The organism is Microbacterium sp. ZW CA_36 (assembly GCF_044987475.1).
GTDB lineage: Bacteria > Actinomycetota > Actinomycetes > Actinomycetales > Microbacteriaceae > Microbacterium.
This window is the reverse complement of the sequence record NZ_JBJDRL010000034.1, coordinates 1-24,900: the sequence shown is the minus strand read 5'-3', so window position 1 is coordinate 24,900 and position 24,900 is coordinate 1. Positions and strand designations below refer to the sequence as shown.

Below are 24,900 nucleotides of genomic sequence, written 5' to 3'. Positions count from 1 at the left end.
GTGTGCGTGCGCAACAAATAGTTTGTCAAACGTTTTCGAAAACGGTTTCAATGCCGTTACGCTATCGAGATCATGAAGCGTCGTCCCACCATCACGGATGTCGCCGCTGCGGCCGGCGTCTCCGTCGCCACCGTGTCGAAGGCGGTCAACGGCCGCTACGGCGTGGCCAGTGAAACGGCCGACCGCGTCCTCGCCGTCGTCGCGGAACTCGGCTACGAGTCGAGCCTCATCGCCAGCAGCATGCGCTCGCGCACGACGGGTGTGATCGGGGTGCTGGTCGCCGACTTCGAGCCGTTCAGCGCCGAGATCCTGAAGGGCGTCGGGCAGGCGCTGCGCGACTCGCGCTACGACCTCCTCGCGTACTCGGGCTCGCACGGCTCGGCGGAGGGATGGGAGCGGCGCTCGCTCTCCCGCCTGAGCGGCACGCTCATCGACGGCGCCATCATGGTCACGCCCACGGTGGTCAACGTCGGCGCCGAGGTCCCCGTGGTCGCCATCGATCCGCATACCGGGCCGGCCGACCTGCCCACCGTCGAATCCGACAGCTACGGCGGCGCCCTGCAGGCGACGCGACACCTCCTGGAGCTCGGCCATACGCGCATCGGCTTCATCGCCGGTCGCCCGGACCTGCGTTCGTCGATCGCGCGCGACGCCGGGTACCGGCGGGCGCTGACGGATGCCGGCATCACGGTCGACCCGGCTCTGGTCGGTTCGGGGAGCTACCGCCAGGACGCCGTGCGCGTCGCCGCACTCGAGATGCTCCGACGCGGCGATCGCCCCACCGCCGTCTTCGCCGCCAACGACATCTCGGCGATGGAGATCGTGAAGGTCGCCGCGGAGCTGGGGCTCGGTGTGCCGCGTGACCTCTCCATCATCGGATTCGACGACATCCCGGAGGCCTCCAAGTCGACGCCGGCCCTGTCGACGGTCCGCCAGCCCATGCAGACCCTGGGTGCCGAAGCGGCGCGGCTGCTGGTCACTCTCATGGACGGCGAGACGCCGGCGGCGACGCACGTGACGCTGCCGACGCGGCTCATCCCGCGGGGCACCACCGCTCCGCCGCTCTGACGACGACGGAGCCCGCTCAGTTCAGCGCGACGCCCGCCGGATCGCGCAGCAGCTCCGCGAACGCGGCCTCGGCGGCGCCGATGAGCAGGCGATCCTCGGCGAGTGCCGCCGGCCGGATCTCGAGGTCCTCGCCGTTCGCCGGCATGGTCTGGGCGACGACCGCCTCGGTGAACCCGTCCAGGTCATCGGTGGCGAGCATCGCCAGGAACCCGCCGAGCACCACGACGGCCGGGTTGAGCACGTTGACGGCGTTGGCCAGAGCTGTGGACAGGATGCGGCGCTGCCGTGCGATCTCGTCGCGGACCTCGGGCGAGCGCGCCGCGCGCAGCATCTCGGCGAGGGCCGGCTCGTCGGCGTTGTCGCGACCGAGGACGGCGAGCAGGCGTGCGCGGCTCACCTCGTCCTCGAGCACGCCGCCACTCGCGCGGCGATCGGCGCTCGACGCGATGCCGGGGCGGTTCTGCCCGAATTCGCCGGAGTAGCCCGAGGCGCCGGCCACGGGCATCCCGTGCACGATCAAGCCGCCGCCGATGCCGCTCGCGCCGCCGTTGAGGTAGACCACGTCGTCGATGCCGCGCGCGGCGCCGAACAGGTGCTCGGCGAGCACGCCCAGCGCCGCGTCGTTGCCGACCACGGTGGGAAGGCCCGTCGCGGTCTCGATGAGCTCGCGCAGGGCGGTGTCGCTCCACCTCAGGTGCGGCGCGTCTCGCACCAGGCCGTCGGAAGCCCGGACGAGTCCCGGCACCGCGACGCCGATACCCGCGATCGCCGCCCCGGCGAGGTCGTCCTCGCGCCACGCGTCGATGCGCTCGCCGATCAGCTGCGCGGTCCGCTCGGGGCCCAGCAGACCGGACATCTCGAGGCGCTCGCGCCGCCGCACCGTGCGATCCAGCCCGACGGCCGCCATCGAGAGCGCGTCGACCTCTGGGTTCACCGCTATCGTCACGACGCGCGGGTGCGGCGCCACCAGCGGAGACGGCCGACCGACGCGGCGGCTCGGGTCGGGCGCGCGCTCCTCCACGACTCCCAGGGCGACGAGGTCTCCGACGAGGTCGGCGATCGTCGAGCGGTTGAGGCCGGTCGCTCCGGTCAGTGTCGCGCGCGAGACGGGACCGTCCAGGTGCGCCAGGCGCAGCAGCCGCGACAGGTTCGCTTGGCGACTGCCCACCGGCTCGTTCATACCCTCACTGTAGAGGCGACCCGGGACGCGATCGCACAGTGGACGCGGCATCGGTTCTGGTATAGGTTGTCGTCAGCAACATTTCTCGCAAAGGAGCGTCATGCCCACCCCTACCCGCGCCGACAAGTTCTCGTTCGGTCTCTGGACCATCGGCTACAACGGCACCGACCCCTTCGGCGGACCGACCCGCCCCGCGCTCGACGTCGTCCACGCCGTCGAGAAGCTCGCCGAGCTCGGCGCCTACGGCCTCACCTTCCATGACGACGACCTGTTCGCCTTCGGCTCGACGGATGCCGAGCGCCAGACCCAGATCGACCGCCTCAAGGGCGCACTCGCCGACACCGGCCTCATCGTGCCGATGGTGACGACCAACCTCTTCTCGGCCCCCGTCTTCAAGGACGGCGGGTTCACGTCGAACGACCGCCAGGTGCGCCGGTTCGCGCTGCGCAAGGTGTTCCGCCAGCTCGACCTCGGTGCCGAGCTGGGCGCCAAGACCTTCGTCATGTGGGGCGGCCGCGAGGGCGCCGAGTACGACTCGGCGAAGGACATCCGCGCGGCGCTCGAGCGCTACCGCGAGGCCGTGAACCTGCTCGGCGACTACGTCACCGACAAGGGCTACGACATCCGCTTCGCGATCGAGCCGAAGCCCAACGAGCCCCGCGGCGACATCCTGCTGCCGACGCTCGGGCACGCCATCGCTTTCATCGACTCGCTCGAGCGCCCCGAGCTCGTGGGCCTCAACCCCGAGGTCGGCCACGAGCAGATGGCGGGCCTCAACTTCGCCGCCGGCATCGCTCAGGCGCTGTACCACGGCAAGCTCTTCCACATCGACCTCAACGGCCAGCGCGGCATCAAGTACGACCAGGACCTCGTGTTCGGCCACGGCGACCTGCACAACGCGTTCGCGCTCGTCGACCTGCTCGAGAACGGCGGCCCCGGCGGCGTCCCCGCCTACGACGGCCCGCGTCACTTCGACTACAAGCCGTCGCGCACCGAGGACGAGACGGGCGTCTGGGACTCGGCCGCCGCGAACATGCGCACCTACCTGCTGCTCAAGGAGCGCGCTGCGGCCTTCCGCGCCGACCCCGAGGTGCAGGAGGCGCTCGAGGCCGCCCGCGTCGCCGAGCTGTCGATCCCGACGCTCAACGAGGGCGAGTCGTACGACGACTTCCTCGCCGACCGCTCCGCGTACGAGGACTTCGACGCCGACGTGTACCTCGGCGGCAAGGGCTTCGGCTTCGTCCGGCTGCAGCAGCTCGCGACCGAGCACCTGCTCGGCGCCCGCTGACGCACCCGGTTCCCCTCTCCCTCCCTGTTCACCTGCGCTGAACGTACGCGAATCGCGTTCGCGACGTACATTCAGCGCAAGTGAACGGGGGAGAAGACGCGTGAAGGAGCGCAGATGACCCTCGTGATGGGCGTCGACTCGTCGACGCAGTCGTGCAAGATCGTGATCACGGATGCCGCGTCGGGCGCCGTCGTGCGGCAGGGGCGTGCGTCGCACCCCGACGGCACCTCGGTCGATCCCGAGGCGTGGTGGACGGCGCTGCAGGCGGCGATCGCGGATGCCGGAGGCGTGGACGACGTCGGGGCCTGGGCGGTCGGCGGGCAGCAGCACGGCATGGTCGCGCTCGATGCCGACGGGCGCGTGGTCCGCGACGCCCTGCTGTGGAACGACACCCGCTCGGCGCAGGCGGCGGCCGACCTCACGGCGGAGTTCGGCGCGGATGAGCTCGCGCGGCGGACCGGGCTCGTGCCGGTGGCATCCTTCACGATCACGAAGCTGCGGTGGCTGCGCGACCATGAGCCCGAGAACGCGGCTCGTGTCGCCGCCGTCGCCCTCCCGCACGACTGGCTCACCTGGCGCCTGCGCGGCTTCGGCCCCGCGGGCGAGTCGCCACGGGGCCCGGTCCTCGACGAGCTCGTCACCGACCGGTCGGACGCCTCGGGCACCGGCTACTGGGACCCTGCGACCGGCGGCTACGATCGCGAGCTCCTGGTCGCGGCGCTCGGTCACGATGCGGTGCTGCCGCGGGTGCTCGGTCCCGACGAATGGGTGACGGATGCCGACGGCCGCCGTGTCGGCGGCGGTGCCGGCGACAACGCGGGCGCGGCGCTCGGCCTCGCGGCGGGGCCCGGCGATGTGGTCGTCTCGATCGGCACGAGCGGAACGGTCTTCGCGGTGAGCGAGGAGCGCACGATCGACCCGACCGGCACGGTCGCCGGGTTCGCGGACTGCACCGGACGATTCCTGCCCCTGGTCGCGACGCTCAACGCCGCACGCGTGCTCGACGCGATCGCGCGCGTGCTCGGCGTCGACCACGCGGAGCTCTCGCGCCTGGCCCTCGCCGCCCAGCCGGGCGCGGCGGGCCTGCAGCTGGTGCCGTACTTCGAGGGCGAGCGCACGCCGAACCTGCCCGACGCGACGGCATCGCTCACCGGCATGACCCTCGCCTCGACGACGCGCGAGAATCTCGCCCGTGCCGCGGTCGAGGGCATGCTGTCGGGCCTCGCCGCCGGACTCGCGGCGCTGCGCGGCCTGGGCGTTCCGCTGGAGCGCGCTCTGCTCATCGGCGGCGGTGCCCAGTCGGCGGCCGTGCGCGAGATCGCGCCGCTGGTGCTGGAGCTTCCCGTCGAGGTGCCCGAGCCGGGCGAGTACGTCGCCCTCGGCGCCGCGCGGCAGGCGGCATCCGTCCTCTCCGCCTGATCGCCGGCGACTCCGGTCGTACGGCGCGAGCGCCCTCATCCTCTGCAAAGGGTCGAGGGTCGCGCGCCCGGGCCTGCGTCCGCACCGGACGGTGGCGGCGGTGCGGCGGTACCATTCCCGCATGGCGGACACGATCGCCGAGCTCGAACGGGCTCGGGCGGCATATCGGTCCGGTGACTGGGAGACGGCACGGGACGGCTTCGCGGCGGCCCGGGATGGGGAGGCGGCCACCGGCGACGACGTGCGCGCGCTCGCGTCGTGCGAGTGGTGGCTCGGTCGCCAGGAGGCGGGCCTGGAGCACCTCGAGTCCGCCTTCCGGATGCTCTCGCGCGACGGCGCCGAGATGGCCGCGGCCGAAACGGCTCTCGTCATCGCCTTGGTGCGGCTCACGCGCGCCGAGCTGACCGTCGGCACCGCGTGGGCTCGGCGGGCCCATCGGATTCTCGCCGACCTCCCCGACGGGCGGGGCCACGCGTACGACGTCTACCTGGCCGCGAGCATGGATCTCGACGGCACCGGAGCCCTCTGGCCCGCGGAGAGCGTCTCGCGCATGCAGCAGCTGGCCGGCGAGCTGCAGCTTCCGGCGGTGTCGGCGCTGAGCGCCGTCGTATCGGGAATGCACGCGATCCGCGCCGGACGCACCGCGGACGGTTTCGCCCAGCTCGACGAGGCGATGCTGTGCGTCGTCTCGGACGAGCTCGAGCCGGAGTGGGCGGGCGACGTGCTCTGCACGACGATCCACGTCTGCCACGAGCTCGCCGACTTCCGCCGCATGGCCGACTGGACGCGCGCCGCCGAGGCATGGTGCGCCGCGCGCGGCGCACATGTCGTGTACGCCGGCGTCTGCCGCGTGCACCGGCTCGAGCTGCAGTCGGCCAGCGGGGAGTGGGATGCCGCCGAGGCGGCGCTGCAGCGGGCATGCGACGACCTCGGATCCGACCATCCGTGGGTCGCGGGCGAGGGCTGGCACCAGTTGGGCGAGATCCGCCGGCTGCGCGGTGACGCGGCGGGGGCGCGCGCCGCGTACGGCCAGGCGCGATCGGCGGGCGTCGATCCCGTCCCCGGTGAGGCCCTGCTCGTGCTCGCAGAAGGCGAGCCGGCGCGCGCCGCGGCGATGATCACGACGTCGCTCGAGCAGCGCGACCGCATGGGGCGTGCACGGTTGCTGCGTCCGGGTGTCGAGATCGCGCTCGCCACCGGGCGGCCGGAATGGGCGCGGCAGCTGCTCGACGAGCTCGAGGCCGACGCCAGCGTCTTCGGCAGCGACGGATTCCGGGCCTGGGCCGCGCACGCCGGCGGTATGGCGATGCTCCACGCCGGCGATGCCGATGGCGCGATCAGCCGGCTGCACGCCGCCCTCGAGCTCTTCCGGCGGCTGCGGCAGCCGTGGGAGCAGGCGAACGTGCTGTACTGGCTCGCCTCCGCGCAGGAGCAGCGCGGTGATGCGGCGCTCGCCGGGCAGCTGCGCGACCAGGCGGGCGTCATCTTCGAGCGTCTCGGCGCGCCGCCGGTGGTCGTCCGCTCCAGCTCGGTTCCGGTCGACGGCGGTCCCCTGACGGCGCGAGAGCGCGAGATCGTCGAGCTCGTCGCGCAGGGCAAGGCGAATCGGCAGATCGCGGACGAGCTCTACATCAGCGAGAAGACGGTGAGCCGGCACCTCGCCAACATCTACATCAAGCTCGAGGTGGGCTCGCGCACGGCGGCGGCCGCGTGGTGGCACGAGCAGACCCGCCGCCGCGGGCGCTGATCCGTCGTCGGTCCCGCTGATCGCCGCCGCGGCACCGCGTCGGAGCGCAGCAACGTGCACCGAATGGTGCAGAGCGCGCGTGCGAGGTTGCGTGGTTCGCCCGACGCGCCGACGACCGTGCGCTCCGTAGCGTCGTGTCCAGACATCCGAAGGACATTCACGAAGGAGACGACGATGTCCACCACGACGATCACCGAAACAGCTCCGGACGCGACGGCCGAGTTCGCCGACCGGCTCATGGGCGCGACGCTCGGCTGGTTCGACATCATGGCCATCCACCTGGGCTCCCAGCTCGGGTGGTACGCCGAGCTGTCGCGCAGCGGCGGACTCACCGCGAGTGAGCTCGCCGCGCGCACGGGCTGCGACGCGCGCTACGCCCGGGAGTGGCTCGAGCAGCAGGCCGCGAGCGGCGTTCTGCGGTCCGACGAAGCGCCGTCGCAGGAAGGCTCTGGCGGGAGCCTCGCCGACTCCCGGCGCTTCCTCCTCGCGCCCGGCGTGGGCGAGGTCCTGCTGGACCGCGACAGCCTGTCGTACCTCGAGCCCCTCGCACGCATGGCGGCGGCCGTCTCCGGACAGCTCGACGCTCTGCTGGAGGCGTACCGGACGGGCGGCGGGGTGAGCTGGGAGCAGCTCGGCGCGCACGCCCGTGAGGCCCAGGCGGACATGAACCGCCCGTGGTTCGACCGGCTGCCGTCCGTCTTCGCGGGGATCGATCGCCTCGACGACGTGCTGCGGCGTCCGCAGGCTCGCATCGCCGATCTCGGTGCTGGCGGAGGCTGGTCGTCGATCGCGCTCGCGAAGGCCTATCCGCAGCTGCGCGTGGTCGGGTTCGACATCGACGATGCGTCGGTCGAGATGGCGCGGCGGAACGCCGTCGAGGCCGGGGTCGCCGACCGCGTCGAGTTCCTGCTCTCCGACGCCGCACTCGTCGCCGCGCAGGGCCGCTTCGACGCCGTGTTCGCGTTCGAGTGCCTGCATGACATGCCCCACCCCGTGGCGGTCCTCGCCGCCGCGCGGGAGGCTGTGCGAGACGACGGCGTCGTGGTGATCATGGACGAGGCGACCGAGGAGCGCTTCAGCCCCGACGCGAGCGAGCTCGAGCGGCTGCTGTACGGCTTCAGTCTCTTCGTCTGCCTGCCCGATGGCAGGTCGCATCGCCCGAGCGCCGCCACGGGCACCGTGATGCGTCCCGCCACGCTGCGCGGGTATGCGCACGCGGCGGGCTGGAGCGACATCCGCGTGCTCGTCCCCGAGTTCGGGCTCTGGCGCTTCTACGAGATCGTCTGACGCGGGAGAGCAGGCCTCCGCGCGTCGAGTACGTGCGGAGGTCTGGTCTTCGGCGGTTTCCGAACGCAAGAATGGACGGATGCCGGAGGCCGACGCAGACGCAGAGCTCGACGCGGTAGCAGCCGAGCTCTACGCCCTGCCGCCGTCGGAGTTCACGGCCAAACGCAATGCGCGCGCCGGCATGGCTGCCGGAGCCGTCGCCAAGCGGATCAAGGCGCTGCGCAAGCCGACGATCTCGGCGTGGGCGGTGAACCTGCTCGCCCGCGATGGGCAGCTCGCCGACGCGATCGAGCTGTCGGCGGCCCTGCGCGAGGCGCAGGACGATCTCGACGGAGCCGAGCTGGCGCGCCTGGGCAAGCAGCGGCGCCAGCTCGTCGCCGCGCTCGCGAAGCAGGCGGTCGGCCTGGCCGAGGACGCCGGTGGCACGCTGAGTGCCGCCGCGCGCGAGGATGTCGAGAAGACCATCAATGCGGCGGTGATGGATGCCGCAGCCGCCGCTGCCGTCCTGACGGGCCGTCTCGTCACGCCGCTGGAGGCCGGTGACATCGAGCCCGACACGATCGCCGACGCGGTGGGCGGGTCGGTGCCCGGCGTCGTCACGCCGCCGCCGCGCGACGACCTCGCGGAGCGCCGCGCCCGCAAGGCTGCGGAGAAGGCCGCACGGGAGGCGGAGCGCCTGGCGAACGAGGCCGAGCGCGAGCTCGCCCGCGTCGACGCCCGCCGCGCGAAGGCGCAGGAGCGCATCGATCACGTGCGCGAGCGCATCGACGACCTCCGCCGTGACCTCGCCGCACTCGAGAAGGACGAGCAGGCCGCCGCCGAGAAGCTCGACGCCGTCGAGCGCGAGCACTCCGACGCGGCGGCGAAGGCGCGCGATGCGGCGAAGGAGTCGGAGCGCGCGCGGCGCGCCCTCGACGACGAGTGAGGTCCTGCGGCGCCGGGGCGCGGCATCCGTCATTCACAGGACTCTCGTAGGGCCGCCGCCTAGCGTGAATCGCATGGCGACTCCCGCACCTCTGGTGCCCGCGACGGCGTCCGACGAGGGTGAGATCACGGTCTCCCCGAGCGAGCTCAGGGAGCTGCGCGACGAACTGCAGCGCTTCATGATGGAGTACCGCTTCGGGCTGCAGGAAGTCGAGACGAAGATCGGGATCCTGCGCGACGAGTTCCTGCTCACGCACGACTACAACCCGATCGAGCACGTCTCGAGTCGCGTGAAGTCGCCCGACAGCCTCGTCGAGAAGGTGCAGCGCAAGGGCATCGACGGCGACTTCGCGTCGATCCGGCGGCGCATCACCGACATCGCGGGCATCCGCATCACGTGCAGCTTCACCGCCGACGTGTACCGTCTCTTCGACCTGCTGACCGCTCAGGACGACGTGCGGGTGCTGCAGGTCAAGGACTACATCGCCTCGCCCAAGTCCAACGGCTACAAGAGCCTGCACGCGATCCTCGAGGTGCCGGTCTTCCTCTCGACCGGGCGCATCGAGGTGCCGGTCGAGGTGCAGTTCCGCACCATCGCGATGGACTTCTGGGCGAGCCTCGAGCACAAGATCTACTACAAGTACGCCACGCGCGTGCCCGATGAGCTGCTGGCGAGCCTCAAGGACGCCGCCGACACCGCCGCCGAGCTCGACGCCCGCATGGAGCGCCTGCACCGGCAGATCCGCGGCGGCAGCGCCGGGCAGACGGCACCGCTGGCCGTCCGCGAGATCACCGAGCGCATCGCTCCCGCTCCGTCGCCCGCGGCCCCGCACGGCGACGACGAGGTCCGCCCGGTCTGACACCGGTCGACGGACCGGCGGGCGAGGTCAGCTCGCGAGGACGGCGCCGGCGCTGGTGAGGTAGTCGTCGACGGCGCGCGCGCCGAACACCGCGGTGTTCGCGATGTAGCCCTGCGCCAGGGCCGCGATCGACCGCGCGGTGTCGGCGGCCAGGGTCTCGGCATCCGCCTCGTCCGTCGTCTGCGTACGCGCCCATGGCCCGATGGCGAGTGAGAGCGACGCACGGAGGCGCCCGGCGGTGCGGAGCATCTCTTCGTGCAGTCCGGGCTCCACCATCGCCTCGCCCCAGAACTGGAGCACGAGCGGGGTTGACAGCCCGGCCTCGCTGAAGGTCGACAGCATGCCGCGCAGCGCCTGGCGCGGCGTGACCATCTCGCCGCGAGCGCCGGCCGCCTCCAGGGCGTCTATGCGAGGCAGCAGGAAGCGCCCCACGACGTAGCGGGCGAGTTCGGCCTTGTTGGAGAAGTGCGAGTAGATCGCCCCGGTCGACAGACCCGACTCTTCGACGATGTCGGCGATGGAGGTGTCGCGCACGCCGTTGCGCTCGAGGACCCGCAGGGCGGCACGGGCGATCTCGTCACGGCGGGCTTCGCGGTACGCGTCCGAGACTCTGGGCATGGAAACAGAATAGCGATTCTGTTATGGTTGCAAACAGAACCGTCATTCTCTTTAAGGAGGTCGCGATGTCCCTTCATCGCGAGAGCCGGGACACCCCGGCGCGCCCCACCCGCTGGCCCGTCGCTGCGGCGTTCGGGCTCCTCGGATCCGTCATCGTGGCCGTCATCGTGATGGCCTTCGTCTGGCCGGCCGCCACATCGCAGCCGCAGAACCTGCCCGCCGGCATCTCCGGACCGACCGAGGCCGTGAGTGCCGTCGAAGACAAGCTCGCCGAGCAGGACCCTGCGCCCTTCGACCTCAGCGAGGTCGACTCCCGCGACGACGCCGTGGCTCAGATCGAATCCCGCGAGCTCTACGGCGCCATCCTGCTCGGCGACGAGCCCGAGGTGCTGATCGCGACCGCTGCGAGCCCCGTCGCCGCGCAAGCGCTGCGCGGTGTGGCGACGCAGCTGCAGTCGCAGATCGACACCGCGGCCAAGACGGCGCTCACCGATCAGCTGCAGGCGATCGTCGGCGCACTGCAATCCGGCGAGCGGCCGCAGCTGCCCGAGGGCGCTGCGGGCGCACCGCCCGAGATCCCGACCGTGACCGTCACCGACGTCGTCCCTCTCGCCGAGGGTGACAGCACGGGTGCAGGGCTTGCGGCATCCGTGTTCCCGCTCGTGCTGGGCGGCATGCTCGGCGGCATCCTGCTGACGCTGCTCGTGCAGGGCGTCGTGCGGCGCCTCATCGGCCTCGTCGTCTTCGGCATCGCCGCAGGTGCGCTGATCACGCTCGTCATGCAGACCTGGTTCGGGATGCTGACCGGCGACTGGCTGCTGAACGCCACCGTCATCGGGCTCGGCGTGAGCGCCACGTCGGCGCTCATCATCGGCCTCGCGGCGCTGATGGGTCCTCCCGGCATCGCTGTCGGCGCAATCATCACGATGTTCATCGCCAACCCGATCGCCGGTGCCGCGATGCCACCGCAGTTCCTGCCCGAGCCGTGGGGTGCGGTCGGCCAGTTCTTCGTGCCGGGCGCGTCGGCGACGCTGTTGCGGTCGGTGATGTACTTCCCGGATGCCGCCACCGCGGCGCAGTGGATCATCCTGGGCGCCTGGCTCGTGGGCGGTGTCGTGCTCGCGCTCATCGGACACCAGCGCACGCGCGCCGAGCTCACGCCGCCCGAGCGTCAGCTCGAGCCCGCGGAGCCGGCGACCTCGGCGGCGCCGCTCGAACCCGCCGAGCCGCTCGTGCGCTGACCCGTCGCTCGTATCCGAGCGCCTCGCGCTGGCTAGTCTGTTCGCGTGGACGACCTCGAACCGACACTGCTGGTGATCCCGATCCTGGCGGTCCTCGCGCCGCTGCTGGCGCGGGGGATCGGTCGGTGGATGCGCGTCCCCGTGGTGGTGTTCGAGCTCCTGCTCGGCATCCTGGTCGGCCCTGCCGTTCTCGGGTGGGCGGTGCCGAGCGAGTTCGTCGACGCGCTGTCGGAGTTCGGGCTCGCGATGCTCTTCTTCGTCGCGGGCACCGAGATCGAATTCGGCTCCTTCCGCGGCCGCCTGGGCCGCCGCGCCTCCCTCGGGTGGCTCATCAGCCTCGCCGCCGGCATCGCCGCGGGCTTCCTGCTCGCTTCCGGGGAGGCGGCGATCGTGATCGGCGTCGCCCTGTGCTCGACGGCGCTCGGAACCCTCCTGCCCATCCTCCGCGACGCCGGCGAGCTGCCCACGCCGTTCGGCAAGGCCGTAGCCGCCATCGGCGCGGTCGGCGAGTTCGGCCCGCTCATCGCGATCTCGATCTTCCTCGGCGGCCGCGAGCCCGGCCTGTCCACCGTCGTGCTCGCCGTCTTCGCCGGGTTCGCGGCACTCGCCATCCTGCTCGCTTTCAGAGTGCCGCGGGGCGCGATGCACGCGTTCGTGAGCTCCACCCTGCACACGTCCGGGCAGTTCGCGATCCGAGTGGTCTTCGTCATCCTCGCGGCGCTCGTCGCGCTCAGCATCGTCCTCGACCTCGACATGCTGCTCGGCGCCTTCACCGCGGGCATCATCTGGCGCCTCCTCATGCGCGATGCGTCCGAACCCGACCGCGAGGCGGTCGAGAGCAAGATCGAGGGCGTCGCGTTCGGCTTCCTCGTGCCGATCTTCTTCATCTACACGGGTGTCACCTTCGACCTCGAGGCGCTCCTCGAGGAGCCGGCCACGTTCCTGCTGGTCCCGGTCGTGCTCGTGGCGCTGCTGCTGGTGCGTGGGCTGCCGTCGACCCTCGCCGCACCCGAAGGATCGTCACGGCGCGATCGGCTGTCCATCGCGCTGCTCGGCGCCACCGGGCTGCCCATCATCGTCGCGGTCACGCAGATCGGCGTCGACGAGGACATCCTGACGACCTCGCACCAGACCGTGCTCGTCGCCGGCGGCATGCTGTCGGTCCTCCTGTTCCCCCTCATCGGCATGGCGCTGCGCGGCGAGCGGCTGAAGGCCACGCCGGCTCTCGAGGACGACATGGCGTGAGGGCCCTCGAGCTCTTCAACGCCGCCCGCGCGCGGCTCGCCGAGGCGCCGCGCGAAGCGCTCGGCGAGCTCGTCGTGCCGCGGCGCATCCTCGGGGTCGCGCGCGCCCCCCGCGTCGAGCGCCGCGGTGCCGCGTGGCACCTGGGTGTGCTGCTGCTCACCGACGACGGCGTGCTCGCGACGGGAGACATCGTCCGCGCCCGACAGGAGGCCCGGCGCGGCTACACCGCCGAGTCTCAGCGGCAGCGCGCCGAGCTCGCGGCGGCCGCGCGCCGGGGCGGGTTCGCCGAGGGGGAGACCGTGCACATCGGATGGCGGATGCTGCAGCCCGACCTCGTCGATGCTGGCGGAGAGTCAGGACCGCTCGTCGCGGCCGTCGGCGTCGCGCAGGTGCGGTGGAGCGCGGCAGGAGGACTCATGCCCTTGGAGGCGTATCTCGCCGAGCGGGTGGCACTGCTGCTCGAACCTCCGGCCGGCGCGTGACGCCGGTCCGATATCGGCCGGAGGGCAGACTGTCAATGCGCTCGTCCGGGATGGGGGTGCGCCGTAGCGTGTGAGCATGGCTGCACGGGATCTCACACGACAGATCGTCGTCATCAGCGCGTTCTGCTTCATGATCGTCGCCGCCATGGTCGGCACCGGGCTGTTCGGCGGCACCGCCGTGCAGGATCTGCAGGACGGCGCTCTGGACCAGGACGGCTCCTACCTCGCACCTGCGCGACCCGCGTTCTCCATCTGGTCGGCGATCTACCTCGGCCTCTTCGCGTACACGATCTGGCAGGCGCTGCCGCGGCAGCGAGGCAGTGAACGACAGCGCGCGCTCGGCTGGCTGATCGCCGGAACCATGGCTCTCAACGGCCTGTGGCTGGTGACCGCCCAGTTCGGTTCGCTGGCACTCACCGTGCTGGCGATCATCGTGCTGCTGGCCCTCCTCGGCGTCACCTTCCACCGCACCGTCATCGAACCGGCCGACGGCTGGGCCGACCGGCTGCTCGTCGACGGCGTCACCGGCCTGCACCTCGGGTGGGTGACGCTGGCGACCGTCGCGAACATCACCGCGTGGCTGACGTCCATCGCGCCGCCGGAGTGGGAGGACGCCGCCGCGCTGTGGGGCGTTATCGTGCTCGTCGTCGTCGCCGTCGTCGGGCTCGGCATCGAGGCCGCGAGCAGATGGCGGCTGGGCCCCGCGCTGGCCCTCGCCTGGGGACTGATCTGGCTCGCGGTGGGCCGCCTCACGGGCGAGCCCTCCAGCGCTGCGATCGGCTGGACGGCCGTGGTCGTCGCCGTCCTGATCCTCGGCTCGGCGGTCGTGGGCACGATCCTGCGCGAGGCGACGGCGGTCCGCAACGCCGAGGCGTGAGGTCAGGCGGGACCGAAACGCTCGGCGAACGCACGCAGCAGACGCGCCGGCTGGCTGACGGATGCCGCGAGCACGCGGCCCGCGATCGCGTCGTAGTCCGCGGAGTCGAAGTAGCCGTCGTCGCGGTACACGGCCATGCGCTCGGTGAACGCCTTGGCGGTCGGCTCGGGGTGGAACTGGGTCGCGTAGAGCCTGTCTCCCACGCGATACGCCTGGATGGGGCACCCGTCGTTCCGCGCCAGCAGTACCGCACCGGGCGGGAGCGACTCGGTGCCCTCCTTGTGCGCGGTGAGCGCGGTGAAGCGGTGCGCCAGGGCGCCGAACAGCGGGTCGGTCGCGGCACCCGCGGTGAGTTGCACGGCCACCGGCCCGGTGTCTTCGGGGAACGCGCGGCTGACGGTGCCGCCGAGCGTGCGCGTCGCGATGCCGATGCCGTAGCAGGTGAACAGCGACGCGGGCCCTGCGCCGTCGGCCGTGGCTTCGGCGATGCGCGCGAGGTCGGCCTCGAGGCGGCGCTGCGCGTCGGTCTTCGTCGACTCCGGGTCGGTGACGTTGAAGGGGCTGCCGCCGATGAGAAAGCCCGAGTACCGCTCGAAGACGTCGTCGGGCAGCGGTTCGCGCACGAGGTCGTGACGTCCGAGCAGGCTCTCGTCGAGGCGCATCGCGGCCCGGAACGACTCGTACTCGGCGGCTGCCGCGCCCAGCTGCGGGCGCACGCAGACATAGAGCAGCGGCGCGGTCGTCATGCAGGAATTCTAGGTCTCCGGTCCGAGCACGCGCGAAAGCGGCGACATCCGCCGACTTTGCCCGGTATTCGTGTATCAAACCCGCACTATCGCGCTCGGGCATGGTGTGGACAGAATGGGCGCTATGACGCAGGCCGGCGCCGAGCCATCCGTCGACTCCGCGGAGCCGGCGCGATGGGAGCGCGCCGCCGCACTCTTCGTGCGGTGGCGTGAAGGTGACAGCCGTGCGATGGACGAGCTCGTCCGCCTGATGACGCCGCCGCTGTGGCACGTCGTGCGGGCGTACGGAGTCGACCCTGCGCTGGCCCAGGACGTCGTGCAGACGACCTGGCTGACGCTCGTACGCCGTCACGAGACCATCAACGACCCGCTCGCGGTGTCGGGTTGGCTCACGATGTGCGCGCGCCGCGAGGCGTGGCGGGTCGGCAAGCAGCATCGGCGCGCCGATGCCACCGAGGCCGAGTCGCTCGAACCGCACCTTCCTGTCCACGAATCCGCCGAGCAGACCGCGGCGCAGGGCGACGAGAACCGTCGCCTCTGGACGGCGGTCGCCACGCTCAACGATCGATGCCAGCGCCTGCTGCGGATCGTCGCGTTCGAGGACCGCCCCGACTATGCCCGCATCGCAGAGGACCTCGCGATGCCCATCGGATCGATCGGACCGACCCGCCAGCGCTGCCTCGCAAAGCTTCGCGCCGTCCTCGAGGACGACGGATGGAGAGGTGACGACGATGGAAACTGAGGACTTCGCGGCCGACGCCGCGCTCTTCGCACGCATGCGCCGGATGTGGGAGGACGTGGATCCGGTGCCGGCCGAGCTGGTCGACCGCATGGTCGCCGCCGTCGCCGTCGAGGACCTGTCGCGCGAGTACGCGCTGCTGACGCTCGTCGAAGGGACCCTCGCCGCCGTCCGCGGTGAGACCGACACCGCGACGCTGCAGTTCAGCGACGGCACGACCAGCGTGCTGCTGCACGTGACCGCCACCGAGAGCGGCGATCGGCGCGTGGACGGATGGGTGGATGCCGCGGCTCTGGCCATCCGGCTGGTGCAGGGCGACCGCGAGTGGTCGGCCGAACCGGGCGAGCACGGACGGTTCGCCTTCGACGAGGTCACGCCAGGGGTGGCGCGACTTCGTCTCGTCGTGCGCGACGCCGACGGCGCGCTGCACGACTTCCAGACGCCTCAGTTCGAGGTCTGACAAGCAGTTCGAAGTACGGGAGACGGATGCCGCGGCCTGGGGGCCGCGGATCCGCTGTGTGTGAGGAGAAGACATGGTTGACGATGACCGCGAACGACCGTTGCGCCCGTGGCGTGAGCGTGAGGCAGCGGACGAGCCCAGGGGCGTGCCGCTCGAGCCCACCCGCGATCCGGTGCCCGGCATCCAGGCGTTCAGCACCGTCTACGCGCCCGGACACCTCATCATCACGGGTCGCACGGATGCCGCGATCGAGACTCTCACGGCAGCCGGAGCGGAACTCGGCTGGGAAGTGGCCGAGGAGGCCGTGAGCACACGCAGCGGAGCCGAGCTGACGCGCGCGCGCATCTTCCCAGCGCCGAAGGAAGGACGCGACGACGAGCCCGTCCCTCCGGTGGACGCGTGGCGCCTGCTGCAGCACGCGCGCGCGCTCGCGGTGCGGGGCGGCGAGCGGAGAGAGCAGTCGCTGGACGCGGCGAAGGCCTCCGCGCGCGGGATCTCGCGCGCTGCGGATCGGCGGCGCTTCGAACTGCCGGCCGACCACCCGCTGCGGCAGGTCGGGCTCGACCATGTGCTGTCGATCGACCCCATCGGCATCAACCCGCACTCCAAGACGAACCCCCACTCCAAGACCAATCCGCATTCCAAGACGAATCCGCACTCCAAGACCAACCCGAGTGGAACGGGCGGATACTCCGACCCCGGCACCGGCGGCCTCGAGATGGTCTCGTACATCGGTCCCGTGCCCCGCCGGTCCGACGACCCTCCGAAGGACGCTCGTCGGCCGGTGGTCGCGATCGTCGACACCGGCTGCGGAAGTCACAAGTGGCTGCCGGGGGAGCCTGGCGAAGGCGTCGCAGCGTCCGGCCGGCCGATCGTGCGAAGGCGTGTGCCGACCGTCATCGGCACGACCATCCTGGGCGTCGAGAACCCTGCGACGGATCCTGAGGTCGACGGAGATCAGGCAGGTGCGTTGGACGGATACCTGGATGGCGGGGCAGGACACGGGACGTTCGTATCGGGCATCATCCGCCAGCTCGCACCCGACGCCGATCTCATTTCGATACGGGTCGCCGACAGCAACGGAACCGTCCTCGAGAGCGAGTTGATCGAGGCGATCGAGGAACTGGCCGACTGGGTCGAGCATGACGGCGAAGGCGGGGACCGCCACATCGATGTGCTCAATCTGTCGCTGGGGTACTACCACGAGACCCCGGAGGACGGTCTGTACAGCACGCGCCTCTACAGCGCACTTCGGCGCTTGCGCGATCAGGGCTGCGCGGTGGTGTGCTCTGCCGGCAATGACGCGACCGATCGCCCCACCTTCCCCGCAGCGCTGTGGCCGTGGACCGGCGACACCGACCTGCGGATCGATGAGACCGAGGGCGAGCGAGCACGACATCTCGCGATCGGTGCGCTCAACCCCAACCTCCGATCCGTCGCGCTCTACAGCAACATCGGCCCGTGGGTCACGGCCTACGCGCCCGGCACATCCGTGGTCAGTACCGTCCCGCCTTTGAACGGCGGCGTGCAAGCGGGCTCACGCGATGATCTCTACGGCCGCGTCCGGGAGACCATCGACCCCGACGACATGCGTGGCGGGTACGCAGTGTGGAGCGGCACGTCGTTCGCGGCCCCCTATGTGGCGGGGTTGATCGCCGCGCACCTCACTCCCGTGCTGATGGCCGGCGGTGCGGGTGGTGTCGCCGCCGTGGAGGCCGCGACGGGCAAGGCGATCGACGACCTCGAGGAATTGGATGGCTCGATCAAGGGTGGCAGCACAGCGTGAAGCGCGGCATCCTCACGCAGTTCGCGCGTGGGGATGCCGCAGCCGCGCGGAGTTCGCCATCATGAGGGAGTGAGCTCCGACCCCCGCGACCTGTATCAGCGCGGTGTGCACCTTGCGAACCGAGGGCGTTACGCAGACGCCCGTCGTGTGCTGGCGCGCGCCGCCCGTGCTGCCTCGGCCGCGGGCGATGTGGATCTCGAGGCGCGCGTCACCGGAACGACCGCCTACCTGCTCGCACAGCAGTCCGATGCGGTCGAAGGGGAGCGACTGTGCCGTGAAGCGCTCGCACGGCCCGGACTGGCCCCGGAGACGCTGGCGATCCTCCACGGGCAGCTCGGCTCGATTCAGATGGAGCGGGGCCACCTGGATCCGGCCGCCGATTCGCTCACCCGCAGCATCGACGGATTGAGCGGTGATCCGGTGCGGGCGGCGAACATGCGCATGAACCGCAGCATGGTGAACATGCGGCGAGGACGACTCGACGACGCCTCAGCGGATCTGCTCGCCGCCGAGGCGGCCTACCGGGGGGCCGCGCTCGACCTCGATGCCGACCAGGCGGTGCACAACCGTGCCTACGTTCGCATGCTCGGCGGAGATCTCGTCGGCGCCCTGCGGCTGATGCAGGGAGTCCGCGCGCCTCTGGATGAGGAGTCTGATGTGTGGGCCGCGATCAATGAGCTCGACCGCGCCGAGGTGCTCCGAGACGCCGGGCTGGTCGGCGAGGCTGAGCGATCGCTCGAATCGGTCGCGCAGACGTTCGCCCGGCACGGCGCGCGACAGGACCGCGCCGAGGCGGAGTTCCATCTCGCGCGCTCACTGCTCAACCACTCGCCCGAACGTGCGGCACGGGTCGCGTCGATGGCGGCGAGGCGATTCCGATCGATCGGCAGCGACGGGTGGGGGATGCGAGCGGAGGCGATCAAGCTGCGCGCGCAGCTGGCCATCGGCCGTGTCGACCGGTCCGGTGCACCGGTGGCGACGCCCCGAGCCCTGCCCCGCACGACGACGGTGGCGGACGTCGCAGATGCACTCGACGCACACGGGCACCACAGCGATGCGGCACTGCTTCGGATGAGCGAGCTGCTCGCCCGCGTGCGACGGGGCGCCGACCCGCAGACCATCAGGGTGCCCCGGACGCCACGCTGGGCGCCGCTGGAGCTCGGACTGCTCGTGCATGAAGTCCGTGCGGAGCGCGCACGGGCTCGGGGCGACGAACGCGGAGTCCGACGTCACGCGGCGGGGGGCCTGGACCTGCTGGTGACGACTCGGCGCGCCGTGGGCAGCCTCGACCTCTCCGGGTCGACGACGATGCAGGGGCTGGGGGTCATCACGGTGGGTCTCTCGTCCGCGATGCGGTCCGGCCGACCGAGCGTCGTCTTCGAGTGGTCGGAGCGCGCCCGTCACTTGAACCAGCAGATCGTGCCACTGCGACCACCGCCCGACCCCGAGCTTGCCGCCGATCTCGCCGAGCTGCGGGTCCTCCGCGTGGACGACGGAGGGACGGACTGGCTCTCAGGGCCCCGCGCCTCTCTCCTCCGTGACCGGGCGCGGGAACGTCAATGGTCCGCGACCGCCGGACGGACGCTGAACGACCGGATAGAACTCGAAGACCTGCGCGGAGAGCTCGACGCCGGTGAGATCTCGCTCTCGTACGTGTTCGACGGTGTGGGACTCGGACTCGTGGTCGCGTCGGCGGCGGGAGCGCGGTTCCTGTCGCTGGATTGGCACGGAGTCCGAGCTGCGCTCCGGGGCCTGCGTGCGGACCTCGACATGGCGGCATCCGTCCGAACGGGGCCGGTGGCGGCAGTGGTGCGGAGCTCGCTCGACGATCGGCTCCGGGTGCTCTCGCGGCTGCTCGTGGACGCGGCGATCGGTGACGGGGACGGACGGCGCATCCTGATCACCGCTCCCGGCGTGCTCGCGGGCATCCCGTGGTCGATGCTTCCCGGGCTGAACGCTCGCGCGGTGACCCTCGCCTCGTCAGCATCCAGTTGGGTGCGGGCACGCAGATCGGCGCCGGAAGGACTCGCGACTGCCGGGTTCGCCGCCGGCCCGCGAGTCGCACGCGGCGATGAGGAGATCACGATGGCAGCCGATGCCTGGGCGCACGCACAGCAGCTGCACGCTGATGCCGCGACCGCCGACGCCGTGACGGCGCTCGCGTCGACGGTCGACGTGCTGCACATCGCTGCCCACGGACGTCATGCGGCCGACAACCCTCTGTTCTCGGGCCTCGAACTCGCAGATGGCGCGCTGTTCGGCTACGACATCGACCTCATGACGCGTCCGCCCCAGGTCGTGGTGCTGTCCGCCTGCGAAGTGGGCCGTTCGGCCGTGCGCTGGGGCGACGAATCGATCGGCATGACGCGGGTGTGGTTGCACGCCGGCACTCGATGCGTCGTCGCCGCCCCGGTCATCGTCGCCGACGACGTCGCGTGCGAACTCCTCGCGGCGATGCATCACGGGCTCGCCGCCGGGGTCGCGCCCTCCGAGGCGCTGGCTGCGGCATCCGAGAGCACCGGCATCGTCGCACCGTTCCAGGTGCACGGCGCCGGGTTCTGACTTTTCTCGCGCCGCGTGTATCAGGGCGGATGCCGGCGGCTCCTGCTCACTGGATGGGCTCCCGCTGCCCGACCTGGGGGCCGGGAAGCGGGACAGAAGGCCTCCTGGGGAAACGCTGCTCGGGAGCGGGTCTTCGGTGCCGATCTTCGAGGGGTGCCGCACCGGGGACTGGGGGCGGCGCCCCTCATCCGTGCACCGTGGCGGAATCAGCCGCGGGAGGAGTTCGCGGTGCGGCCGCGTACGATACCGACGAACGCGTCGACGGCGGGCGTGGTGCGGTCCGCGGCCCACGCCAGCGCGACCGTGGATGCTGGTCCGTCCAGGAGGGGCCGGTACTCGACGTCCTTGCGCTGGTGGAGCCGCGCGAGCGACATCGGCACCACCACGATCCCGACCCCTGCGGCGACGGTCGCGATCGCCTCGGCCGTGTCGGCCGGGGGAGCGAAGCGCGGTGCCACGGTGCCGGGCGGACGGATGCCGAGCACGTCGTCCTCGGGAACGATCAGCACTTCGCCCACGAGGTCGGCGGCATCGAGCTCGTCGGCGGTCGTCAGGTGCGACTCCTTCGCACAGACGACGACCGGCACCTCGTCGTAGAGCGGGATGACGTGGAGCCCATCCTTGTCGATCGGCAGCCGGACGAGTGCCGCGTCGACCTCGCCGGCGCGGAGGGCATCACGCTGGCCGGCGACCGCCAGCGGGACGAGTTCGAGGCTCGTGTGCGGCATCCGCTCCTTCCAGGTGTCGATCCACTTGCCCGGTGTGGCACCGGGGATCGCGCCGAGGAGGAACGTCGTCGGCATGGGCGGCTCGGCGGGAGGCGTCGGCGACGGGCCCGGCGACGGCTGCGGCCGGCGTGCCTTCGTCGGCTTGCCCTTGGCTGCGGATCCGGATGCGGCGCCCGGACGCTTGCCCGAGACGCCTCGTCCTCGCCCGCCTGCGCGCGGCCCGCCCTTCGCCATACCGTTCAGCGTAGCCGGGGCGCTATCGTTCGCTCATGGTGACGATCCTCGCGACGGTCTTCGCAGCGCTGGCGGCGCTGCTGCATGTGTACATCTTCGTGATGGAGAGCGTGCAGTGGACGCAGCCGAAGGTCTGGAAGCGCTTCGGCGTCGCCGACCAGGCCGCGGCCGACACGACCAAGCCGATGGCCTACAACCAGGGGTTCTACAACCTGTTCCTCGCCATCGGCGTCGTGATCGGTCTGGTGCTGATCTTTGCGGGATCGGATGCCGCCCCCGTGCGCGCGGCCGGGCTCGCGCTCGTGCTGTTCAGCCTCGGGTCGATGCTGGCTGCCGCTCTCGTGCTGCTGACCACAGGCATGAAGTATCTGCGGCCGGCGCTCATCCAGGGGACGCTGCCGCTCATCGGGTTCGTGCTGTTCCTCTTCGCCTGACGAGCCTGCTCACCTCGGGCGACGGCATCCCCGAAACATCGATGAACTTCCGGTTCACACAGCCTCGTGGTGTGTGAACCGGAAGTTCATCGACGAAATGGAGATGTGTCACGTCGCCGATTCGCCGCGGCCGATGCGCGGACGCGGGGTTCAATCGCACGCGCCCCACTGACCGGACCCCGACGCGACAGCAACCTTCTCGAGCGATCGCAGCAGCGCCTCCTGGCTGCGATTGGGCGAGTAGACCTCGACGCGCGCGTCGCCCTGCGCCACGAGTTCGCCGTTGACGAAGCGGCCGTCGGGCGTCCAGATGTACAGCAGAGTCCTGCCGTACTGGTCGTGCACCTCCGCGTCGGACGCCACCCAGATCGTCGACCCCGCCGGTACGAGTGCCGAGAGGTTCGCGGTCGCCTCCGCGCCCCAGCAGTCGAGGACAGGAGAGATCTCGGGGGTGTCGATGCCGAGCAGGCGGACGCGCGTCGACTCGAGGTCACCGACGACGGCGTTCGGCACCGCGACATGGGCGCGCAGGGTGTCCCCGTCGTGCACGCTCTCGACGGTCATCTCGAACGCGTCAGCGGGAATCGCGGGCATCGTCGCAGCAGCGCCGGGGGGTGCGACGGCGACTGGGGCTGCATCATGGTCGCGCCCCGCGAACCACCACACGGCCGCGCCCGCGAGGACGAGCACGAGGATGCCGATGAGGACGCGTCTGAACACGTCGCGAGCCTATGCCGTGCTCGCGACGCTCCGCGGTCGGAGGTCAGGCGGCCAGTCGGAGTCCCCGCTTGTCGGTGGCGACGCGCTCGCCGTCCGCGATCGTCTGGTCGTCGCCGATGAGCGAGCCCCCGGCGACACGAGCATCGTGGCCGACCTGCGTGCGCACGCCGATCTTGGCGCGCGGGCCGATGGCGGCCCGCGGACCGATGTGGGCGTGCGGGGCGATCTCGACGTCAGGGCCGATCACGGCATCCGTCTCGACCCACACCCCACGGCCGACGTGCGCGCCCGCGGCGATCTGAACCCCCGGTTCGACATACGCCCCCGCTTCGACGACGGCGCTCGGGTGCACCTTCGCTCCATGCGCGATGAGGCCACGACCGTTGACGTGCTTGCGGTAGCGCAGCGTCTCGCCCCGGTCGTTCTCGATGTCGATGTAGTTCTTGCCCACAATCCCCTCCTGAGCAGCACATAGTGCTGAGTACAGAAATAACCGAGGGGAGCGGTGATTCATTCCCGCGCATCGGAACGATCCGGTCACGGCGGAAAAGAGGCCCCGCATCCCGAGGAATGCGGGGCCGGAAGCCGGTTCGGATCAGCGTTCCACGAACGCGTCAGCGGCCGATAGAGCGCGGTCGATCACGTCCAGACCGCGCACCAGTTCGTCCTCGCTGATCACGAGCGGCGGCGCGATGTGCACGCGGTTGAAGTGCGTGAAGGGCCACACGCCCTCGCGCTTGCACGCGGCGGCGACGGCGACGACGGGCGCGGCATCCGCTCCGCTCGCGTTGAACGGCACGAGCTGCTCGCGCGTGTCGCGGTCCTTGACCAGCTCGATCGCCCAGAAGAGGCCCATCCCCCGCACATCGCCGACGGACGGATGCTGCGACGCGATGTCGCGCAGTCGCGGCTCGACGACGCGCGAACCGAGATCGCGGACGCGCTCGAGGATGCCGTCGCGCTCGAAGACCTCGAACGTCGCCACGCCCGCTGCGCACGCGAGCGGATGCCCGGAGTACGTGAGGCCGCCCGGGAACGACACGGTGTCGAAGTGCGCCGCGATGCGGTCCGAGATCACGACCCCGCCCAGCGGCACATAGCCCGAGTTCACGCCCTTCGCGAAGGTGATGAGGTCGGGCTGCACGTCGAACGCCTGGAACGCGAACCACTCGCCCACGCGGCCGAAGCCCACCATCACCTCGTCGGCGATGTAGACGATGCCGAAGCGGTCGCACAGCTCGCGGACGCCCGCGAGGTACCCGGGCGGCGGAACGAGCACTCCGTTGGTGCCGACGATGGTCTCGATGAGGATGGCGGCGATCGTCGACGCACCCTCGAGCACGATGGTCTGCTCGAGGTGCTCGAGCGCGCGCTGCGTCTCTTCCTCGGCGCTCGACGAGTGGAACGCCGAGCGATAGGGGTAGGGCCCGAAGAACTTCGCCGTCGAGCCGTCGCCGGGTTCGTTCGGCCAGCGGCGCGGGTCGCCGGTCAGTGAGATGGCGGTCGTGGTGTTGCCGTGATAGCTGCGGTACATCGACAGCACCTTGCGGCGACCGGTGACGAGACGAGCCATGCGCACGGCGTTCTCGTTCGCGTCGGCGCCGCCGTTGGTGAAGAACACCTTGTCGAAGCCGTCGCCGGCCACCTCCGCGATGCGGCGGGCGAGCTCGCCGCGGACGTCATTCGCCATCGACGGCTGGATCGTCGCGAGGCGGCCCGCCTGCCGCTGGATGGCCGCGACCAGATCGGGATGCTGGTGGCCCAGGTTGAGGTTCACCAGCTGCGAGCTGAAGTCGAGGTAGGCGTTGCCGCTGTAGTCCCAGAACGTCGAGCCCTCGCCCGCTGCGATCGGCAGCGGGTCGATGAGCGCCTGCGCGCTCCAGGAGTGGAACACGTGTCCGCGGTCGTCGGCGCGCACGCGTGCGTCGGCCTCGCGGTCGGGCAGCGTGCGGCGGACACCCGCCGGGTCGGTGTAGACGGCGGCGTCGGCGAGCGTGTCGGTCATGAGGAGTCCTCTCCTGTTGCGGTCGTTGAGCGAGCGAGGAACGAGCGAGACGAAACGCGTGCTGATCGCGAGCAATGTCAGGCGCGTTTCGTCTCGCTTCGCTCGCTCAACGACCGAATGCGCGTCAGTTGTTCTGGGGGAAGCCGAGGTTGATGCCGCCGTGGTGGGCGGGGTCGAGCCAGCGGCTGGTGATGGCTTTCTCGCGGGTGTAGAAGTCGAAGCCGTGGACGCCGTAGGCCTTGGCGTCGCC

At 71.1% G+C, this 24,900-nt stretch carries 23 protein-coding genes; 16 read left to right on the top strand and 7 right to left on the bottom strand.

Features of this window, described 5'->3' with window-relative positions; genetic code table 11:
• The first annotated feature begins 72 nt into the window (after nt 1–72).
• A complete protein-coding gene (locus tag ACI3KX_RS14365; protein WP_349426246.1) occupies nt 73–1,068 on the top strand; it encodes a LacI family DNA-binding transcriptional regulator in 996 nt (331 codons plus the stop codon).
• A gap of 16 nt (nt 1,069–1,084) precedes the next feature.
• Here ACI3KX_RS14365 and ACI3KX_RS14360 read toward each other — a convergent pair whose 3' ends face one another.
• Nucleotides 1,085–2,248, bottom strand: coding sequence for an ROK family protein (locus ACI3KX_RS14360; protein ID WP_404910168.1), 1,164 nt, complete (start codon nt 2,246–2,248; stop codon nt 1,085–1,087).
• 100 nt (nt 2,249–2,348) lie between these two features.
• Between ACI3KX_RS14360 and xylA the strand changes: the two genes are divergently transcribed.
• From xylA to ACI3KX_RS14330, 6 genes are all read left to right on the top strand, one after another.
• Nucleotides 2,349–3,536 (top strand): xylose isomerase, encoded by a 1,188-nt coding sequence (xylA, locus tag ACI3KX_RS14355; protein WP_363356847.1) that lies wholly within the window; start codon nt 2,349–2,351, stop codon nt 3,534–3,536.
• Between the two features lie 114 nt (nt 3,537–3,650).
• On the top strand, nt 3,651–4,955 hold the full coding sequence (gene xylB / locus ACI3KX_RS14350) for a xylulokinase (protein ID WP_363356848.1): 1,305 nt from the start codon (nt 3,651–3,653) through the stop codon (nt 4,953–4,955).
• A 121-nt stretch (nt 4,956–5,076) separates the two neighbouring features.
• Complete coding sequence (locus ACI3KX_RS14345; RefSeq protein ID WP_404910167.1) at nt 5,077–6,702, top strand: LuxR C-terminal-related transcriptional regulator; 1,626 nt, start codon at nt 5,077–5,079, stop codon at nt 6,700–6,702.
• A gap of 174 nt (nt 6,703–6,876) precedes the next feature.
• Complete coding sequence (locus ACI3KX_RS14340; RefSeq protein WP_404910166.1) at nt 6,877–7,989, top strand: class I SAM-dependent methyltransferase; 1,113 nt, start codon at nt 6,877–6,879, stop codon at nt 7,987–7,989.
• Between the two features lie 79 nt (nt 7,990–8,068).
• Nucleotides 8,069–8,914 (top strand): transposase, encoded by an 846-nt coding sequence (locus ACI3KX_RS14335; protein ID WP_404910165.1) that lies wholly within the window; start codon nt 8,069–8,071, stop codon nt 8,912–8,914.
• A 73-nt stretch (nt 8,915–8,987) separates the two neighbouring features.
• The gene (locus ACI3KX_RS14330; RefSeq protein ID WP_363356852.1) at nt 8,988–9,773 is read left to right on the top strand and encodes a GTP pyrophosphokinase family protein; all 786 of its coding nucleotides are present in this window, start codon (nt 8,988–8,990) and stop codon (nt 9,771–9,773) included.
• Between the two features lie 27 nt (nt 9,774–9,800).
• Here the strand turns inward: ACI3KX_RS14330 and ACI3KX_RS14325 are convergent, their stop codons facing one another.
• On the bottom strand, nt 9,801–10,391 hold the full coding sequence (locus ACI3KX_RS14325) for a TetR/AcrR family transcriptional regulator (protein ID WP_349426254.1): 591 nt from the start codon (nt 10,389–10,391) through the stop codon (nt 9,801–9,803).
• A gap of 65 nt (nt 10,392–10,456) precedes the next feature.
• On the opposite strand from ACI3KX_RS14325, the gene ACI3KX_RS14320 reads away from it, so the two are divergent.
• The 4 genes from ACI3KX_RS14320 to ACI3KX_RS14305 all read left to right on the top strand — a co-directional run bounded on the left by ACI3KX_RS14320 (nt 10,457) and on the right by ACI3KX_RS14305 (nt 14,236).
• Nucleotides 10,457–11,632, top strand: a complete 1,176-nt coding sequence (locus ACI3KX_RS14320) for a hypothetical protein (RefSeq protein ID WP_363356853.1) — start codon at nt 10,457–10,459, stop codon at nt 11,630–11,632.
• Between the two features lie 45 nt (nt 11,633–11,677).
• On the top strand, nt 11,678–12,877 hold the full coding sequence (locus ACI3KX_RS14315) for a cation:proton antiporter (RefSeq protein ID WP_404910164.1): 1,200 nt from the start codon (nt 11,678–11,680) through the stop codon (nt 12,875–12,877).
• On the top strand, nt 12,874–13,359 hold the full coding sequence (locus ACI3KX_RS14310) for a glutaminase (protein WP_404910163.1): 486 nt from the start codon (nt 12,874–12,876) through the stop codon (nt 13,357–13,359). Before ACI3KX_RS14315 ends, ACI3KX_RS14310 begins: the two co-directional genes overlap by 4 nt.
• A gap of 76 nt (nt 13,360–13,435) precedes the next feature.
• The gene (locus ACI3KX_RS14305) at nt 13,436–14,236 is read left to right on the top strand and encodes a tryptophan-rich sensory protein (protein ID WP_363356855.1); all 801 of its coding nucleotides are present in this window, start codon (nt 13,436–13,438) and stop codon (nt 14,234–14,236) included.
• Between the two features lie 2 nt (nt 14,237–14,238).
• Here the strand turns inward: ACI3KX_RS14305 and ACI3KX_RS14300 are convergent, their stop codons facing one another.
• Nucleotides 14,239–14,982, bottom strand: a complete 744-nt coding sequence (locus ACI3KX_RS14300) for a glutamine amidotransferase-related protein (protein WP_363356856.1) — start codon at nt 14,980–14,982, stop codon at nt 14,239–14,241.
• 124 nt (nt 14,983–15,106) lie between these two features.
• Between ACI3KX_RS14300 and ACI3KX_RS14295 the strand changes: the two genes are divergently transcribed.
• From ACI3KX_RS14295 to ACI3KX_RS14280, 4 genes are all read left to right on the top strand, one after another.
• Nucleotides 15,107–15,724 (top strand): sigma-70 family RNA polymerase sigma factor, encoded by a 618-nt coding sequence (locus ACI3KX_RS14295; protein WP_349426260.1) that lies wholly within the window; start codon nt 15,107–15,109, stop codon nt 15,722–15,724.
• A complete protein-coding gene (locus ACI3KX_RS14290; protein WP_349426261.1) occupies nt 15,714–16,181 on the top strand; it encodes a hypothetical protein in 468 nt (155 codons plus the stop codon). Before ACI3KX_RS14295 ends, ACI3KX_RS14290 begins: the two co-directional genes overlap by 11 nt.
• Nucleotides 16,182–16,254: 73 nt before the next feature.
• Nucleotides 16,255–17,967 carry a S8 family peptidase gene (locus tag ACI3KX_RS14285; protein WP_404910162.1) on the top strand — a complete coding sequence of 571 codons (1,713 nt, stop codon included), beginning with the start codon at nt 16,255–16,257 and terminating at the stop codon, nt 17,965–17,967.
• 69 nt (nt 17,968–18,036) lie between these two features.
• Nucleotides 18,037–20,529, top strand: coding sequence for a CHAT domain-containing protein (locus tag ACI3KX_RS14280; RefSeq protein WP_404910161.1), 2,493 nt, complete (start codon nt 18,037–18,039; stop codon nt 20,527–20,529).
• 206 nt (nt 20,530–20,735) lie between these two features.
• Here the strand turns inward: ACI3KX_RS14280 and ACI3KX_RS14275 are convergent, their stop codons facing one another.
• Nucleotides 20,736–21,491 carry a LysR substrate-binding domain-containing protein gene (locus tag ACI3KX_RS14275; RefSeq protein ID WP_363356859.1) on the bottom strand — a complete coding sequence of 252 codons (756 nt, stop codon included), beginning with the start codon at nt 21,489–21,491 and terminating at the stop codon, nt 20,736–20,738.
• Between the two features lie 35 nt (nt 21,492–21,526).
• Between ACI3KX_RS14275 and ACI3KX_RS14270 the strand changes: the two genes are divergently transcribed.
• The gene (locus ACI3KX_RS14270) at nt 21,527–21,925 is read left to right on the top strand and encodes a DUF1304 domain-containing protein (RefSeq protein WP_404910160.1); all 399 of its coding nucleotides are present in this window, start codon (nt 21,527–21,529) and stop codon (nt 21,923–21,925) included.
• Nucleotides 21,926–22,075: 150 nt separating this feature from the next.
• Here ACI3KX_RS14270 and ACI3KX_RS14265 read toward each other — a convergent pair whose 3' ends face one another.
• The 3 genes from ACI3KX_RS14265 to ACI3KX_RS14255 all read right to left on the bottom strand — a co-directional run bounded on the left by ACI3KX_RS14265 (nt 22,076) and on the right by ACI3KX_RS14255 (nt 24,650).
• Nucleotides 22,076–22,645, bottom strand: coding sequence for a thermonuclease family protein (locus ACI3KX_RS14265; RefSeq protein WP_404910159.1), 570 nt, complete (start codon nt 22,643–22,645; stop codon nt 22,076–22,078).
• Nucleotides 22,646–22,688: 43 nt separating this feature from the next.
• Nucleotides 22,689–23,096, bottom strand: a complete 408-nt coding sequence (locus tag ACI3KX_RS14260; protein WP_308867754.1) for a transferase — start codon at nt 23,094–23,096, stop codon at nt 22,689–22,691.
• A gap of 144 nt (nt 23,097–23,240) precedes the next feature.
• On the bottom strand, nt 23,241–24,650 hold the full coding sequence (locus ACI3KX_RS14255; protein ID WP_404910158.1) for an aspartate aminotransferase family protein: 1,410 nt from the start codon (nt 24,648–24,650) through the stop codon (nt 23,241–23,243).
• Between the last annotated feature and the right edge of the window lie 250 nt (nt 24,651–24,900).